The organism is Jeotgalibaca ciconiae (genome assembly GCF_003955755.1).
Lineage (GTDB): Bacteria > Bacillota > Bacilli > Lactobacillales > Aerococcaceae > Jeotgalibaca > Jeotgalibaca ciconiae.
Map to the genome: position 1 here is coordinate 2,497,581 of NZ_CP034465.1, position 16,679 is coordinate 2,514,259.

General features: G+C 37.8%; 13 protein-coding genes and 1 pseudogene. All 14 read left to right on the top strand.

The window, feature by feature from the left end; translation table 11 throughout:
- Window positions 1-21 precede the first annotated feature (21 nt).
- Window positions 22-1,680, top strand: a complete 1,659-nt coding sequence (locus EJN90_RS11620; RefSeq protein ID WP_164544081.1) for an extracellular solute-binding protein — start codon at window positions 22-24, stop codon at window positions 1,678-1,680.
- An 86-nt stretch (window positions 1,681-1,766) separates the two neighbouring features.
- The gene (locus EJN90_RS11625; protein ID WP_126111427.1) at window positions 1,767-2,795 is read left to right on the top strand and encodes a glycoside hydrolase family 88 protein; all 1,029 of its coding nucleotides are present in this window, start codon (window positions 1,767-1,769) and stop codon (window positions 2,793-2,795) included.
- Between the two features lie 124 nt (window positions 2,796-2,919).
- Window positions 2,920-5,529 (top strand): ATP-dependent chaperone ClpB, encoded by a 2,610-nt coding sequence (gene clpB, locus EJN90_RS11630; RefSeq protein WP_126111429.1) that lies wholly within the window; start codon window positions 2,920-2,922, stop codon window positions 5,527-5,529.
- 123 nt (window positions 5,530-5,652) lie between these two features.
- On the top strand, window positions 5,653-6,249 hold the full coding sequence (locus tag EJN90_RS11635) for an NfeD family protein (RefSeq protein WP_164544082.1): 597 nt from the start codon (window positions 5,653-5,655) through the stop codon (window positions 6,247-6,249).
- A gap of 1 nt (window position 6,250) precedes the next feature.
- Entirely contained in the window at window positions 6,251-7,231 is a 981-nt protein-coding gene (gene floA, locus EJN90_RS11640) for a flotillin-like protein FloA (protein ID WP_126111433.1), read from the top strand.
- Window positions 7,231-8,064, top strand: a complete 834-nt coding sequence (locus EJN90_RS11645) for a hypothetical protein (RefSeq protein WP_126111435.1) — start codon at window positions 7,231-7,233, stop codon at window positions 8,062-8,064. Before floA ends, EJN90_RS11645 begins: the two co-directional genes overlap by 1 nt.
- Before the next feature lie 16 nt (window positions 8,065-8,080).
- Window positions 8,081-8,842 (top strand): sugar phosphate isomerase/epimerase family protein, encoded by a 762-nt coding sequence (locus EJN90_RS11650; RefSeq protein ID WP_126111437.1) that lies wholly within the window; start codon window positions 8,081-8,083, stop codon window positions 8,840-8,842.
- Window positions 8,843-8,960: 118 nt separating this feature from the next.
- Window positions 8,961-10,106, top strand: coding sequence for a tRNA guanosine(34) transglycosylase Tgt (gene tgt, locus EJN90_RS11655; RefSeq protein WP_126111439.1), 1,146 nt, complete (start codon window positions 8,961-8,963; stop codon window positions 10,104-10,106).
- Between the two features lie 71 nt (window positions 10,107-10,177).
- Window positions 10,178-10,516, top strand: coding sequence for a preprotein translocase subunit YajC (yajC, locus tag EJN90_RS11660; protein ID WP_227872511.1), 339 nt, complete (start codon window positions 10,178-10,180; stop codon window positions 10,514-10,516).
- Window positions 10,517-10,546: 30 nt separating this feature from the next.
- Window positions 10,547-10,828 carry a post-transcriptional regulator gene (locus EJN90_RS11665; protein ID WP_126111441.1) on the top strand — a complete coding sequence of 94 codons (282 nt, stop codon included), beginning with the start codon at window positions 10,547-10,549 and terminating at the stop codon, window positions 10,826-10,828.
- Between the two features lie 226 nt (window positions 10,829-11,054).
- The gene (gene adhE / locus EJN90_RS11670) at window positions 11,055-13,649 is read left to right on the top strand and encodes a bifunctional acetaldehyde-CoA/alcohol dehydrogenase (protein ID WP_126111443.1); all 2,595 of its coding nucleotides are present in this window, start codon (window positions 11,055-11,057) and stop codon (window positions 13,647-13,649) included.
- Window positions 13,650-13,819: 170 nt separating this feature from the next.
- Window positions 13,820-14,949, top strand: a pseudogene (gene dinB, locus EJN90_RS11675) (DNA polymerase IV).
- Between the two features lie 18 nt (window positions 14,950-14,967).
- Window positions 14,968-15,789 carry a ZIP family metal transporter gene (locus EJN90_RS11680; protein WP_126111445.1) on the top strand — a complete coding sequence of 274 codons (822 nt, stop codon included), beginning with the start codon at window positions 14,968-14,970 and terminating at the stop codon, window positions 15,787-15,789.
- A gap of 195 nt (window positions 15,790-15,984) precedes the next feature.
- Window positions 15,985-16,665 (top strand): metal-dependent hydrolase, encoded by a 681-nt coding sequence (locus tag EJN90_RS11685; protein ID WP_126111447.1) that lies wholly within the window; start codon window positions 15,985-15,987, stop codon window positions 16,663-16,665.
- The last annotated feature ends 14 nt before the right edge of the window (window positions 16,666-16,679 follow it).

Here is a 16,679-nt window from a genome sequence, read left to right on the forward strand (position 1 = left end):
AAAATGAACAGGAGGAATAAAATGATGAAGAATAGCAATTGGAGAAAGATACTTTTAGGGAGTGCAGCTTTGTTAACGTTATCAGGATGTAGCAGCAGTGGTGGCGATGACTCAATGGATAGTGGAACTGCTGGCGGCGGTTCAAGCGATTCAACTGGGGCAGGCGAGCAAGTTACATTAAAAATCCCTGTTTATGATCGTGGTGTAGAAGGTGTGCCGAATGTAACGGACAATTACTGGACCGATTACGTTCAAGAAAATTTTGGTAATCCAAATAATATCACTGTTGAGTATGTCGCTATTAATCGATCGGATGTTATGACTGATTATGCATTACTGGCATCATCTCAAGACTTACCCACTATTTTAATGGAGTATGACTATCCTAAATTATCACAATGGGCAAACGAAGGATATCTTGCAACATTTGATATGGAAGAGTTTAAAGAAGCTGCACCAAAATACTTCGAACAAATGGATGCAGAAGGACAAATGGCCTTTACGGAAATGAATGGTGAAACACATTTTGTTTTAGGAAATCGACCAAACTGGTCCAATGGCTTTAACTTCCAACAGTTTTATCGCAAAGACTGGCTAGAAGAAGTTGGCTACGATGAGTATCCAAAAACTTATAGCGAATGGGTGGATGCCATGACGAAAATACAAGATGCTGGCTTAGCAGATCATCCAGCAGGTGGAACAATGATTCCGAGCCAAGGGGCAGACCTTCCTTGGATATTCATGGATTTCCCAATTAACGAAGAAGAGTGGGCAAGTTATATTTCTGCCGTTATCCCTGCTTTAGGATTTGATGCTAACAAAGCATTATTAGAAAGAGAGAACAATCATTACAACCTTGGCTTTACAGATCCGGAGTATTATTTAACGGATACTGCATCCGCTCAAGCGAAATTCGCCAATGGGGAAAGCTTTGTGTTTGGCTCTTACATTTCAAATACAATGGATTGGCTCATATCATTTTATGAAAACAATCCTGAAGCTGAGTTGGGTATTGTTCCTGCAGCCGAAGTGGATGAAGAAGCTGGTACATCAGCAGTCTACATGGCAGATAACCCATTTGGTATGATCGTTGGTTTCTCTTCTTTAGCAACGGATGATGAAATTCAGGCTGCTTGGAAGTATTTGGATTGGATTGCGGATGAAGATAATTTAAAGATTATGCAGTGGGGAGTTGAAGGCGAAAACTATACAATTAACGAAGAAACAGCTTTACCAGAAAGTGTGGTTGATTACGAAGGCGACAAGAAGCAAGGCTACAATAACAACATTGACTACTGGTGTATCGTAACAGCTTCTCGAGTTGTCGGAGACTTAGAGGATCAGATTTCAGCAGTTAGTCCTAAAGGTCTTCCTCAAGAATTTAATGAAGAGATTTTAGCTATTACAAATCGTAAATCTGAACTATACAAGGAAGCTTACGCTGTCAACTTCCCGTCATTCTCAGTCCCAATTGAAGCAGAAGTAGAATACTCGGGAAGTTTAACAGAAACATATAAAGAGCTTCGTGATAAGTTAGTAATGGCTGATCCAAGTGAGTTCGAAAGTTTATACGAAGAGTACGCACAACAATTTCACGATGCTGGATTTAGGGAGATTGTAGAGGAACGCTTACAGGCTTATAAGGATGGAAATTCAACGCGTTTATTAGAAGTAGAGTAAGATTGTTTTAATAAGCCGCCATGTCGAGGAGTTTTTCCGAAAACATGGCGGTTTTTCATTAAAAATGGAAAGTAGGTATTTATCAATTGAATGAATTAACCTTTGAAAAGGAAAAGATAATCGGTAAAATGGATGCCATTGTAGAAAGAACCATGCAGATGGATTTGACATGGGACTGGGGAACCGGGGTCGCCTATTATGGAATCTGCCAGGCTTACGAAGTTCTAGGTAAACAGGAATATATCGATCTTTTACAAAACCGCATAGATGAATTAATCGACCTAGACGACGGGTACGGCTGGACAGTTAATCGTTGTGCTATGGGACATGCATTAATTACCTTATACGAAGTCACTGGCGAACAGAAGTATTGGGATTTAGTTTTGAGTAAAATTGATTATTTACAACATGAAGCACTGCGCTTTGGTGACCGTGTTTTGCAGCACACTGTATCTTCCAATGATGATTTTCCTGGGCAAGCATGGGCTGATACTTTATTTATGGCTGCTTTTTTGATGCTGAGGGTGGGCATTATCACTAAGAAGGAAGAATTAATTGATGATGCACTCCATCAGTATTATTGGCATATTAAATACTTACAAAATCCTGAAACCTCCCTCTTTTATCATGGTTACGAAGATACAAGCAAAAGTAATTTATCTAGCTTTTATTGGGGAAGAGCTAATGCTTGGGCAGCATATACGATGTCTCAAGTTTGTGCTCGACTACCCGAAGCCTATCTTTATCCCAAGTATATGGATGTATTAGGTGCGCTTGAAGAGCAGCTTTCGGCTCTGAAACTACTGCAAACTGAAAATGGTTTGTGGCGGACTATTTTGGATGACTCCGAATCTTATGAAGAAATTTCTGCATCCGCAGGGATTGCAGCAGCCATGGCTGTCAAGCATAACCCGCTGCGCTTAAAGTACCTGCAAAAATCGATTGGCGGTATTTTTGATAATGTCAGCGATGATGGTCGGGTTCTAAATGTATCTGCAGGTACAGCAGTCATGAGGGATTTAGCAGGATACCGCGACATTTCGAAAAACTGGCTTCAAGGCTGGGGACAAGGTTTGGCGTTGACCTTCTTCGCGGAGATTATTGGCCGTTATTAAAAGCAATAGCTTCTGACTAATGAAAAATTATTAAGTCAGAAGCTATTTTTGATAGTGTTATTTTTTGACCATAACTGACCAAGGTTGTATAATTACCTTATGGACTGAAGAAGAGGTGACTGAAATGCAAGTAGAAAAGATGACTCGCGCGATGCAAGAAGCGTTAGGAGAAGCACAGAATATTGCAATTAATAGGAAACATCAATTTATTGAAATTCCTCATCTATGGAAAACATTGATGCAGCCAAATTCGTTTGCTAGAAATTTCTATCAAGATTTAGGGATGGATTTACAAGCATTGGACCACGTGATTGATAAGGAACTCGATAAAATTTCACAAGTATCCGGAACGAATATTCAATACGGTCAGTCTTTTGGGCAAAATCTTTACCAGCTTTTCCTTGAAGCCAATAAAGAGATGGAAGAATTCCAAGATGAATACTTATCAACCGAAGTGGTTTTGTTAGCTCTTTATTCACTATCCCATCATCCACTAACCCTCTATTTAAAGGAGAATGGACTAAGCAAGCAAATTATAAAAAACAAAATAGTAGAAATAAGAGGCGGTGATCGTGTGACTTCACAAGATCAAGAAGAACAATACCAAGCATTGGAAAAATATGGAATTGATTTGATTCAAGCAATGAAAAGCGGCAAGCATGATCCGGTTATTGGCCGTGATGAAGAGATTCGAGATGTCATTCGAATTCTTTCAAGAAAAACAAAAAACAACCCTGTCCTCATTGGAGAACCAGGCGTTGGGAAGACTGCAATTGTTGAAGGTTTGGCTCAACGGATCGTCAGAAGAGATGTGCCGGATAATTTAAAAGACAAGACGATTTTTTCTCTCGATATGGGTGCTTTAATTGCAGGAGCGAAATACCGTGGTGAATTTGAAGAGCGTCTGAAAAGTGTTTTAAAAGAAGTGAAAAAAAGTGATGGACGGATCATTTTATTTATTGATGAAATCCATACCATTATCGGTGCCGGAAAAACAGAAGGTAGCATGGATGCAGGAAATCTTCTAAAACCAATGTTAGCTCGTGGAGAATTGCATTGTATTGGTGCAACTACATTGGATGAGTACCAACAAAATTTTGAAAAAGATAAAGCTTTGGAGCGTCGTTTTCAAAAAGTAGTAGTTGCAGAACCAACAGTAGAAGATACCATTACGATTTTAAGAGGATTGAAAGAACGCTTTGAAATACACCATAGCGTAACCATCCAAGATAATGCGATTGTAGCTGCAGCAACACTTTCTAATCGTTATATCACGGATCGTTTTCTTCCGGATAAGGCCATCGACTTAGTTGACGAAGCTTGTGCCAGTATCAAAGTAGAGATGAATTCCATGCCGACAGAACTTGATCAAGTAACTCGCAAACTAATGCAGCTTGAAATTGAAGAAGCTGCATTAAAACAAGAAAAAGACGAATTAAGCAAGCAGCGGTTAATAAGCATACAAAATGAATTGGCCGAATCTCGTGAAGAAGCAAACAGGCTTAAGATGCAATGGGAAATAGAAAAAGAAGAAGCTGAAACGGTTCGTTCCAAAAGAGAAGAATTGGAAATCGCTCGAAGACAACTAGAAGACGCCGAGTCAGAATATGATTTAGAAAAAGCAGCGGTGCTAAGACATGGAACCATTCCACAATTAGAGAAAGAACTGGCTGATTTAGAGCGAAAAAATGCTGAGACCCAAACCGACGAAGGAAAGCTTGTTCAAGAAGCCGTTACCGAAAATGAAATAGCATCGGTCGTAGAACGCTTGACGGGCATACCAGTTAAGCGGTTAGTAGAAGGGGAGAAAGAAAAACTATTAACTCTCTCAGAAACTTTACACAAACGAGTGATTGGACAAGATGAGGCGGTAGAAAGCGTCACAAATGCAGTTCTTCGTTCTCGTGCAGGCTTGCAATCACCGAATCGACCAATCGGCTCCTTTTTATTTTTAGGACCTACAGGGGTCGGAAAGACAGAATTAGCAAAAGCACTTGCTGAAAACTTATTTGATTCACAAGACCATATGGTGCGAATTGATATGAGTGAATATATGGAAAAATTTGCAGTAAGTCGTTTGGTTGGTGCACCCCCAGGTTATGTTGGATACGAAGAGGGCGGCCAATTAACGGAAGCGGTTCGCAGAAGTCCTTACACAATTGTGCTCCTGGATGAAATTGAAAAAGCTCACCCGGATGTATTTAATATCCTTCTTCAAGTAATGGACGACGGTCGATTAACTGACTCGAAAGGTAGAACGGTTGATTTCAAGAATACAGTCTTGATTATGACAAGTAATCTCGGATCTCAATATCTCCTGAACAGTATGGAAGAAAATGGTGAAATAACGGAAGAAACTAAAAATAATGTGCTTGATTTATTAAAGATAACTTTCAAGCCAGAATTCCTCAATCGAATTGATGACACGGTTCTGTTTTCTCCACTTAACAAAGAAGACATCCATCTAATCGTTGATAAAATCATTCTGGAGTTACAAGAGCGGCTGGCTAACCGTCAAATCAAGTTATCGATTTCGGAAGAAGTAAAAGAGTGGATTACAATAAATGCCTATGATTTTCAATATGGGGCACGCCCTCTAAGAAGATTTATTACCAATCGAATTGAAAACTTATTAGCGAAAGAGATCATTAAAGGTTCGATTCAAGAAAACCAACATGTGCTGATAAATTTAGTAGACGGAAAAATTAATTTTTCTATTCTAAAAGATCATTAAGATAAAGCGGCAACAATACTAGTAAAATATTGTTGTCGCTTTATTTAATTGCAAATGTACGATAAAATAATAGTGTAAAGTTTTGTTCTTACGAATATGTATTTTATGTTGGAGGTGATAATATTGCTTTTCTTGGTAATTGGTTTTATTTGTTTGGTTGTTATGTTATTTACGAATAAATTTTATGTATTTGGCGGCTTGTCAATTATCAGTTTCTTTATTTACTTTATGATGGTGGGAGACGGTTCTTGGGTAACATTCCTACTCTTTTTATCTGGTATCTTCCTGCTCATACTGGAGATATTTATTCCGGATTTTGGTTTAATTGGGATAGCAGGCTTCGTATTGCTCGCTCTTGGTTATCTCTCCAATCAAAATGATTTATGGGGAAGCCTGTTTGATTTAGGGCTTGCGATAGTGATTGCAGTGATTACGGCTTATATCTTGTTAAAAAAAGGATATACTTTTTTACCTGGTAAGAGTAGTTTGGTACTTGGAACATCGTTACAAAAAAATCGTGGATATTCTACTGGAAGAGATTATACGATTTATTTAGGAAAAACGGGAACAGCGGTTACGACGCTTCGTCCTTCAGGAAAAGCTGAAATTGATGGCAAAGTACTGGATGTTTTAAGTGATGGAAATGTGATTCGCGAAGGAGCATCGGTTCAAGTTATACATGTAGAAGGAATAAAAATTATAGTGAAGGAGTTGGCGTAATATGCAAGAAGGTATTATCGGCATTGTTATCATTGCCGTAATCGTAATCTTGGTTTTATCTTTGTTTTTCCGTTTCGTACCTGTGGGATTATGGATTACTGCATATTTTTCAGGAGTAAAGTTAAAAATTTCAGAATTAATCGGAATGCGATTAAGAAGGGTATCACCAAGCTTAGTCGTTCAGCCCTTGATTAAAGCTACGAAAGCTGGGCTGGTTATTGACACAGGTGAATTAGAGGCGCATTACTTGGCTGGTGGAGATATTAATCAGGTTATTGATGCACTGATTGCTGCTCAGCGTGCGAATATTGATCTTGAATTCGAGCAAGCAGCTGCAATTGATCTGGCCGGAAGAAACGTTTTTGAAGCGGTTCAAGTAAGTGTTAACCCGAAAGTTATTGAAACACCTATTATTGCTGGTGTAGCTATGAATGGTATTGAAGTAAAAGCAAAAGCAAAAGTAACTGTTCGTGCGAACATTGAACGTTTGGTCGGTGGTGCTGGTGAGGAGACAATCATTGCCCGTGTTGGTGAAGGGATTGTAACTACTGTAGGTTCTGCAAAAGCCCATTCGCAAGTATTAGAGAATCCAGATTCTATCTCACAGACCATTTTACGTAAAGGATTGGATTCCGGTACAGCATTCGAAATTCTATCAATCGATATCGCTGACGTAGATGTAGGACGCAACGTAGGAGCTAAATTACAAGCAGAGCAAGCTGAAGCGGACAAACGCGTTGCTCAAGCAAAAGCAGAGGAAAAACGTTCACTTGCTGTTGCAGAAGAGCAAGAAATGATTGCTGAAGTTCAAAGACAACGTGCAAAAGTTGTTGAAGCAGAAGCGCAAGTTCCGTTAGCGATGGCAGAAGCTCTTCGTTCAGGGAACCTTGGCGTAATGGATTATTATAAAATGAAAAACATTACGGCGGATACGGACATGAGAAACTCACTGTCAGGAAATAAAGACAGAAGTGATTCCTAATGAGCCCATGGACTTTTTTACTACCAACTTTATTTAATTTCGCTGCATTGATTTTTATTGTTGTGATTTGGATTATCTTTGTTCGTAATTTTTTACGTGAAATGCGCAAAGGAAAGCAACGAACTCAAAATCAATGGACACAACAAACAAGAACGCAGCAAAGTAGACAAATAGCAAAAGAGCCATCCGTGTCATCTCCAAGTAGAAGAAATGCACAAAGAGGAACTAGGACAAATGCGCGTTCGCAGCAAAGAAAAAGGAGTACTTCTTGGCAATCTACGAGTGCGAAAACAGATGGACAGAGCATTCGATTAAGAGAATTAATGAAGTACAAACCTGCTGATTTGTATCGCTTATTAAAAGACCATTTACCGGAAGAATACAAAGAAGAAATTCAAAGTATTTTTAATTCTCCCAATGCTGAAGTGGAATTGATTAAATTTATCAGAAGACCTGATGTATGGCCGAGCGTTCAAAAATCGCTTGCAGAAATTAGTTCTGGGTCATCAAGAAGACAGACTGCATCAAGACCCATGGGTTCTCAAAAAACGCCACAAGCGGTTGTCGAAAAACCTTCTGCAGATGAAGAATATATTGATTTGGATTGGTTGGATAGAGAAGATGCTCAGTTACAAAGCGAATATGACTCTGTCGTTCATGAGTTTGATTATTTTATGGAAGATATCTCTGGAAAAGATTTAACTGAATCCATACAGACTGCTTCTTCCTCGTCTCGTTTTAATAAAACCAGATTGGATAAAGAAATTTCTGATAAAAAATGGCTTAAAGAAGCAGTTATTGCAACTGTTATTTTAGAAAAGCCAGATTTTTAACGAAGGGAAGGATTGCATGTCTCGGTTAATTGGAGTGAACACCCTTGTATTTAATAAGGAATTACTTGAAGGTAAGAAAAAACAATGGGAATATTTGAAAGACATAAAAGAATTAGAGTTTTCTTTCGTTGAAATACGTCGAGAATTCATTCGTGATCTGGAAAGTGAATTCAAAGAAACGAAGAAACAGGCATCTGCTCTAAATCTACCATTATTTTATTCTGTCCCATCAGTTCTTTTTGAGTCTGGTAAAATAAATCCTCAATTGAAACAGTATTTTAAAGAAGCTGTTGAAATGGGAGCAAGTCAAATAAAACTCACTTTAGGTCAATATGAAGGATTTTCACCTGGAATTATTCATAAGCTAAAAGGAATAATGGAAGAGTTTCCGAAGATACAACTAAGTATTGAAAATGATCAATCAAGAGATGGGGGCAGTCCTGAAAAATTGTCTGCATTGATTGTAACAGCTCACGAAAAAAAATTGCCTTTAAAAATAACATTTGATACGGGGAACTTTGTCTATATTCAAGAAGATTCTGAAAAAGCTGCCCATGTTTTGCAGGACTTCGTTCATTACATCCATATTAAAAATGTAAAACGAAACCAAAAAGGGGAGCTCGAACTAGCTCATTTTGAAACAGGCGTTGTGAACATACCAAATGTACTAAGTTCTTTTCCAGAGGGTGTTCCAGCAGCGATTGAATACCCTTGTGGAAGTAAAGATGAGGCTATGTATGTTTTGAAAAAGCAAAAAGAACAGATTGAGAAATATTAAAATAAAAAAGTGCGATTATCCAAGATTTATTCTTGAGTAATCGCGCTTTTTTTATTTCACGGATTATTTTTACTGTGGTATACTATGGAGTGACTAGTTTTAGAAGGAAGGGAAAATATTGGTTGAACCAGCAATCCGTTATCGGTTAATAAAGAAAGAAAAACATACTGGTGCAAGACTAGGAGAGATTATTACACCACATGGAACGTTTCAAACTCCTATGTTCATGCCAGTTGGGACATTAGCGACTGTAAAATCAATGTCTCCTGAAGAGTTAAAAGAAATGGGCTCGCAAATTATCTTAAGCAATACCTATCATTTGTGGTTGCGTCCGGGTGCAAACTTAGTAGAAGAAGCAGGCGGATTACATAAATTTATGAACTGGGATAAAGGAATTCTGACAGATTCAGGTGGATTCCAAGTGTTCTCATTAGCGGAAAATCGTAAGATCACGGAAGAGGGAGTACATTTCAGAAACCATTTAAATGGCGCAAAGATGTTTCTTTCACCAGAAAAAGCGATTGATATCGAAAATAAATTAGGAGCAGATATCATCATGAGCTTTGATGAGTGTCCGCCTTTTAATGAAAGTTATGACTATATTAAGAAGTCCATTGAGCGAACCAGTCGTTGGGCAGAACGTGGCTTACAAGCGCATAAAAAGCCAGCAGAGCAAGGATTATTTGGAATCATCCAAGGTGGCGGCTACAAAGATCTTCGTTTGCAAAGTGCCAAAGATCTTATGTCAATGGACTTTCCTGGATATTCAATTGGTGGCTTATCAGTTGGAGAGACGAAGGAAGAAATGAACGCAGTATTAGACTATCTTACACCGGTTATTCCTGATGAAAAACCGAGATATCTGATGGGCGTAGGAGCACCTGATTCCTTGATTGATGGTGTTATTCGTGGAATAGACATGTTTGATTGCGTGTTGCCAACCAGAATTGCAAGAAATGGTACTTGTATGACAAGCAAAGGACGTTTAGTAGTTAAAAACGCTAAATTTGAACGAGATTTTCGACCATTAGATGAAAATTGTTCTTGCTATACTTGTCAAAACTATACACGTGCCTACATTCGCCATTTATTTAAGGCAGACGAAACCTTTGGATTGCGTCTTACAAGTTATCATAATTTACACTTTTTGATAAATCTAATGAATCAAGTTCGACAAGCAATTTTGGACGATAATTTATTAGAGTTTCGTGAAGCATTTATCGAAGAATACGGTTATAATCAAAAAAATGCTAAAAACTTCTAATAGTTATGGTAAGTAAGCTGCTGTTTTGGTAAGGTTTTATATATACATTAAAAATGATGGAGGAATTTATTATGCCACAAGGACTAACGATGATTCTTTTTTACGGACTTTTATTTGGAGTAATGTACTTTATTCTTATTCGTCCTCAAAAGAAACAACAAAAGAAAACACAAGATATGCTGAGCCAAGTAAAACCTGGAGATAGCGTAGTTACAATTGGTGGTTTACACGGGGTTGTAGACGAAGTAAATACGACAAATAATACAGTGACACTTGATTGCGAAGGGATTTTCTTAACATTTGAAAAACGTTCTATTTCGCGTGTTGTAAAAGCTTCAACAATTACAACAGAAGCGGGAATTGTAGAGTCAGACGATATCACTCAAGACAATGAGGAAACGAACGAATAGTTCTTATTTCAAAATGGAGTGGAGAGCGGGATGACTGAAGAAAATACTGATTTTTACGAAGAATTGCTTCCATGGTTTGAACTAAAGGTGTCGGAATTTTCTAAAGAAGGATATTCAAATATCGAGACAAGCGATTTGATTCTTTGTTTTAAAAATCTTGTCTGGAGACATTCCGTGCCACAATACTACTACCAACAAGTATTCGAAATATTGAATCTTAATGTAAATCAATATTTTGATTATAAGTCGTTAGAAGCGCAAGTATATAATGTTTCATCTTTGGAAGAAATTAATTTTGAAGAGTTTTTTTAAGAAGAGGAATAGATCCGTTGGAATCAACAACGGATCTATTTTTTTCTTTAATTGTTAAATCAATCACAAAAGCGCTTACAACGTTTAAATAATAACGATTAGGGGTGGTGGTTGATGTGAAGGGGTTTATAAACATGTGAAACAAAATACAAAAAGGTGTTTACAATGATTAAAAGATGTAATATAATAATTTGTGAAATAAAGAACAAACAAGGAGATGTTTTATATGTCAGCTTTGAATGTGAAAGAAGTGCAAACTGCACCTGAAGAAATGATTGATAATCTCGCAGAAAATGGTTTGAAAGCTTTAGCAAAAATGGAATTAATGGATCAAGAAAAAATAGATGAGATTGTTCGGCATATGGCATTATCTGCACTTGATCAACATATGGAACTCGCAAAAATGGCTGTTGAAGAAACAGGCAGGGGCGTTTACGAAGATAAATGTTTGAAGAATATTTATGCTTCTGAGAACATTTGGCATTCAATCAAAAAAAATAAAACTGTTGGAATTATTGAAGATAATGATGTAGACCAAATTGTTCGAATTGCTGCACCTTTAGGAGTTTTGGCAGGAATTATTCCAACAACGAATCCTACATCAACCACTATTTTTAAAGCACTCATTAGCATGAAGACACGCAATCCAATTATTTTTTCTTTCCATCCAAGTGCTGAGAAATGTTCAGTCGCGACTGCCGAGCTTCTCTATAAAGCAGCTCTTGAAGCAGGTGCACCAGAAGGATGTATTCAGTGGATTGACGGTGTTTCAATGGAAAAAACAAATCTATTGATGCATCATCCGGATGTTGCTGCGGTGTTGGCTACTGGTGGTGCAGCGATGGTAAAAGCTGCTTATTCAACTGGTAAACCAGCTCTAGGCGTGGGTCCAGGTAATGTACCGGCATATGTTGAAAAGACTGCTGATGTTAAAAGAGCGGTAAATGACTTAGTGCTTTCCAAAACATTTGATAATGGAATGATTTGTGCATCAGAACAAGCAGTCATTGTCGATAAAGAAATTTATGATGAAGTTAAAAAAGAATTTACAAAGAGAAGAGCTTACTTCGTAAAAGAAAAAGAAGTGGCTAAATTAGAAGCAGCTATGATGCGCGAAGACAAGCAAGGGGTAAATCCTCAAATTGTTGGAATGGCTGCAACGAAAATTGCTGAATTGGCAGGGATTAAAGTTCCAGAAGACACAAAGTTGTTGATTGTTGAATTACCTGGAGCGGGAGCAGAATATCCTTTATCAAGAGAGAAACTATCGCCGGTATTGGCAATGATGAAATCAACTTCTCACCAACATGCTTTCAAATTGAGTAAAGATATGCTTGCTTTAGATGGACTTGGACATTCGGCATGTATTCATACGACAGATGATGATTTAATTCTTGAATTTGGAAAACAGATGAAAGCTTGTCGTATTTTAGTAAATTCTCCTACAGCACAAGGCGGTATTGGCGGTCTGTACAATAATAATATTCCTTCCTTAACACTTGGATGCGGTTCGTACGGAAGAAACTCTGTATCGGGGAATGTTTCTTCATTCGACTTATTGAATATTAAAACGGTAGCGAAAAGGAGAAATAACATGCAATGGATAAAAGTTCCTGACAGAATTTATTTTGAAGAGAATTCAGTACGTTACTTGCGTGATATGAGAGATATTGAACGTGTATTCATCGTTTGTGACGAAGGTATGATGAAGCTAGGTTATGTAGATATTGTATTAGAGCAATTAAAACAAAGAAAAGATAAAGTGGTCTACACGATTTTCTCAGATGTTGAACCAAACCCATCAACAGATACAGTCAATCGCGGAACAGAAAAAATGCGTGATTTTAATCCTGATACAATTATTGCTATTGGGGGCGGATCGCCAATGGATGCTGCAAAAGCAATGTGGTTATTCTATGAACATCCAGAAAGCAGTTTCTTTGGTGCAAAACAAAAGTATCTGGATATTCGTAAACGGACCTATAAGATTGATCCAATGGAAAAAGCTCGTTTGGTATGTATCCCTACAACATCCGGTACAGGTTCTGAAGTAACACCATTTACCGTTATCACAGATAGCGAAACACATATTAAATATCCATTAGCAGATTATGCCTTAACACCTGATGTAGCGATTGTGGATCCGCAGTTCGTTTATAGTGTTCCTAAAGTGGTCACAGCAGATACAGGAATGGATGTCTTGACTCATGCGATTGAATCTTATGTTTCTGTATTGGCAAATGACTATACACGTGGATTGAGTCTTCAAGCAATTAAATTAGTATTTGATCACTTGAGAGATTCATATGAGAAGGGAGATCGCGTATCTCGTGAAAAGATCCATAATGCTTCTACGATTGCTGGAATGGCATTTGCAAATGCATTTTTAGGGATTTCTCACTCAATTGCGCATAAGATTGGTGGACTATGGGATTTAGTTCATGGTAGAACTAATGCAGTATTGTTACCGCATATTATTCGTTATAACGCGAAAGAACCTTCAAAATTAAGTATGTGGGCAAAATATGAATCATTTAGAGCGGATGAAGATTACGCAACCATTGCTCGCTATATTGGATTGAAAGGCGAGACAACGGAAGAACTAGTAGAAGCTCTAGCAGATGCAGTACATCAACTTGGAAAAGATGTAGGTATTAAGATGAGCTTCCAAGAGCAGGGTGTTTCGGAAGAATGGTTGAAAAATGATGGAGATAGAATTGCTGAACTAGCATTTGAAGATCAATGTACGACCGCAAATCCAAAACAACCATTGATTAGTGAACTAAAAGAAGTTTTATATGCTGCATACTACGGAAAATAAATAACTAATAGATAGCAATAAAGGACTTGGAGTTGTTCCAAGTCCTTTATTGCTCTGCTGTCGAAAAAAGAATATAATAATACTAGATGAGTTTAACTTTGCTTAAAAAAAGATTAACAGTCTTCCGAAAAGAGGTTAAAGTTTCTTTAAAATAGTTAGGGGCGGTAAACATGCAATATGGATTATTGACATTTAATGAACCGGAAAACAATGTCAACAGAAAAATTATTCATATTGATATGGACGCTTTTTATGCGTCAGTTGAGGAAAGGGATCATCCCGAATTAAAAGGAAAAGCCGTAATCATTGCGCGCGATCCTCGAGAAACGGGGGGAGGGGAGTTGTTACGACAGCAAATTATGAAGCGCGGAAATTTGGTGTTCATTCAGCAATGAGTGCACAACTAGCTTATGAACGTTGTCCGCATGCTATTTTTATTTCTCCGAACATGGATTATTATAAAACCATATCTTCGCAAATTAGAGCCATTTTTCACCAATACACAGATTTAATTGAGCCTTTATCATTGGATGAAGCGTACTTGGATGTTACGATAAATAAAAAGAATATTCCAAGTGCTACTATTATCGCGAAAAAAATCCAAGCTCAAATTTGGCGGGAGCTCCAGCTGACTTGTTCGGCGGGTGTATCCTATAATAAATTCCTTGCAAAAATTGCTTCCGATATTAAGAAACCAGCTGGAATAACTGTTATTACACCTCGAGAGGCTCAAGGGTTTTTATTGGAATTACCGATTGAAAAATTTTATGGTGTTGGCCAAAAAACAGCAGAGAAATTAAAGCAGTTAGAAATAAAAAACGGCAACGATTTGCACCAACTTTCTCCGGAGTTTTTAATTGATGAGTTTGGAAAAATGGGATACGTACTTTATCGAAAAGTTCGGGGGATTGACAATAACGAAGTGAATCCGAATCGGGAACGAAAATCAATTGGAAAAGAACATACCTATCGAATCTTTTTAATGAACGAGGAGCAAGTGGATGAAGAATTGAAACTATTAGCGGAATCAGTTGCCCGTAACTTAGAAAGACATAAAATGCACGGGCGAGTAGTAGTTTTGAAAATTAGGTATGCTGACTTCACAACATTAACCAGGCAAAAAAGTTTTACTGAATTTGTTGAATCAAAAGAGGCTGTTTATTGGAAAGCATCACAATTATGGCAAGAGCATGGAGAAGTTGAAAAAGAAATTCGCTTATTAGGAATCACTGTTACACAACTTGCTCCCCAATATTATACAAATATCCAATTGCCATTGTGGGGAAAAGATAAATTTTAAGTGAGAGGATAGATGGGGATGTTAGAGACATTTAGTAATTATAATCCAATATTACAATCATTGATCGCCGGCTTGTTTACTTGGGGATGTACGGTGTTGGGATCAGCTTTTGTATTTTTCTTTAAAACGGTAAATCGTAAAGTATTAGATGTGATGAGTGGTTTTGCTGCAGGAGTAATGATTGCAGCATCCTTTTGGTCTTTGTTAGCACCATCAATTTCTTATGCAGAAGATAACGGATATGGCGTTTTTTCATGGGTGCCGGCAGCTATTGGTTTTTTATTAGGCGGTGCTTTTTTACGTTTAACGGATGCCATTATTCCGCATCTCCATCTTGGCGAACCGATTGAAAATCGTGAAGGACCCGAAACAGGTGCCTCAAGAAATTTACTACTATTTTTAGCGATTACGATTCATAATATACCGGAAGGTTTAGCGGTAGGGGTTGCCTTTGGTGCGGCAGCTCACGGACTAGCAACAGAAAATACGCTTATGAGTGCGATTGGATTGGCATTGGGGATTGGACTCCAAAATATTCCCGAAGGTTCTGCTTTATCGATGCCGATTCGTGCAGATGGAAACAGTCGATGGAAGGCTTTTAATTTAGGACAGTTATCAGCGATTGTTGAACCAGTGGCTGCTGTTATCGGAGCTGCAGCAGTCTTGTCGATGCAGGCTATTTTACCCTACGCTTTAGCTTTTGCTGCTGGAGCTATGATTTTCGTAGTGGTTGAAGAACTAATTCCAGAATCACAGACAAACGGCAACAGTGATATAGCGACAATCGGATTGATGGTTGGATTTACAGTCATGATGATTTTGGATGTAGCATTAGGATAAAGTATAGACAAAGAAGGTGGGAATCGTATTCCTGGCCTTCTTTATTATTTAGAATCACTTATTTGGGTAATTTTATAGAATATACTTTGTCAATTATTGATGAATTTTCAGTTGGAGAAAAAACTTTTTCGTGATAGGATAGTAACAGAATGGTACAGCAGAAAGAAACAGATAATAACAGAAAGGATGAAAAAGATGAAAGCATCATGGCATGGGCAATCTTGTGTAATTATGGAGACAAGCAACGGTAAGAAGATTCTGATTGATCCTTTTATTAATGGAAATCCATCAACCGATTTGGATGCTAGCACAGTTACATGCGATGTAATCGTTATTACTCATGGACATAATGACCATGTGGGAGACGCGGAAGCAATTGCAAAACGGACTGGAGCACTACTTATTTCAACGGTAGAAATTGCAGATTTCTTTAGCAAAAAAGGGTTGAAAACACACGGCATGCAACCTGGTGGCGGATATCAATTTGATTTTGGCTATTTAAAAATGACGCCTGCCATTCATGGCTCAACTTATGAGACAGAAGAAGAGTCAATCCCCTTAGGATTAGCTGCTGGTATTGTGCTTCATGATCAAGGAAAAACGATTTATCATGCAGGTGATACCGCTCTGTTTTCTGATATGAAACTAATTGGAGAAGACTTTCCAATTGATTTAGCATTCTTACCGATTGGCGATAATTACACAATGGGACCAAAAGATGCAGCAAAAGCAGTAACATTTTTAGGAGCAAAAAAAGCAGTCCCCATTCATTACAATACTTTTCCATTAATTGAACAAGATCCAGTTGATTTTACTTCATTATTAAATGAAGGAGTCGGTATTGTTTTACAAGCCGGAGATTCAATAGGAGTATAATGATAACTAATTTC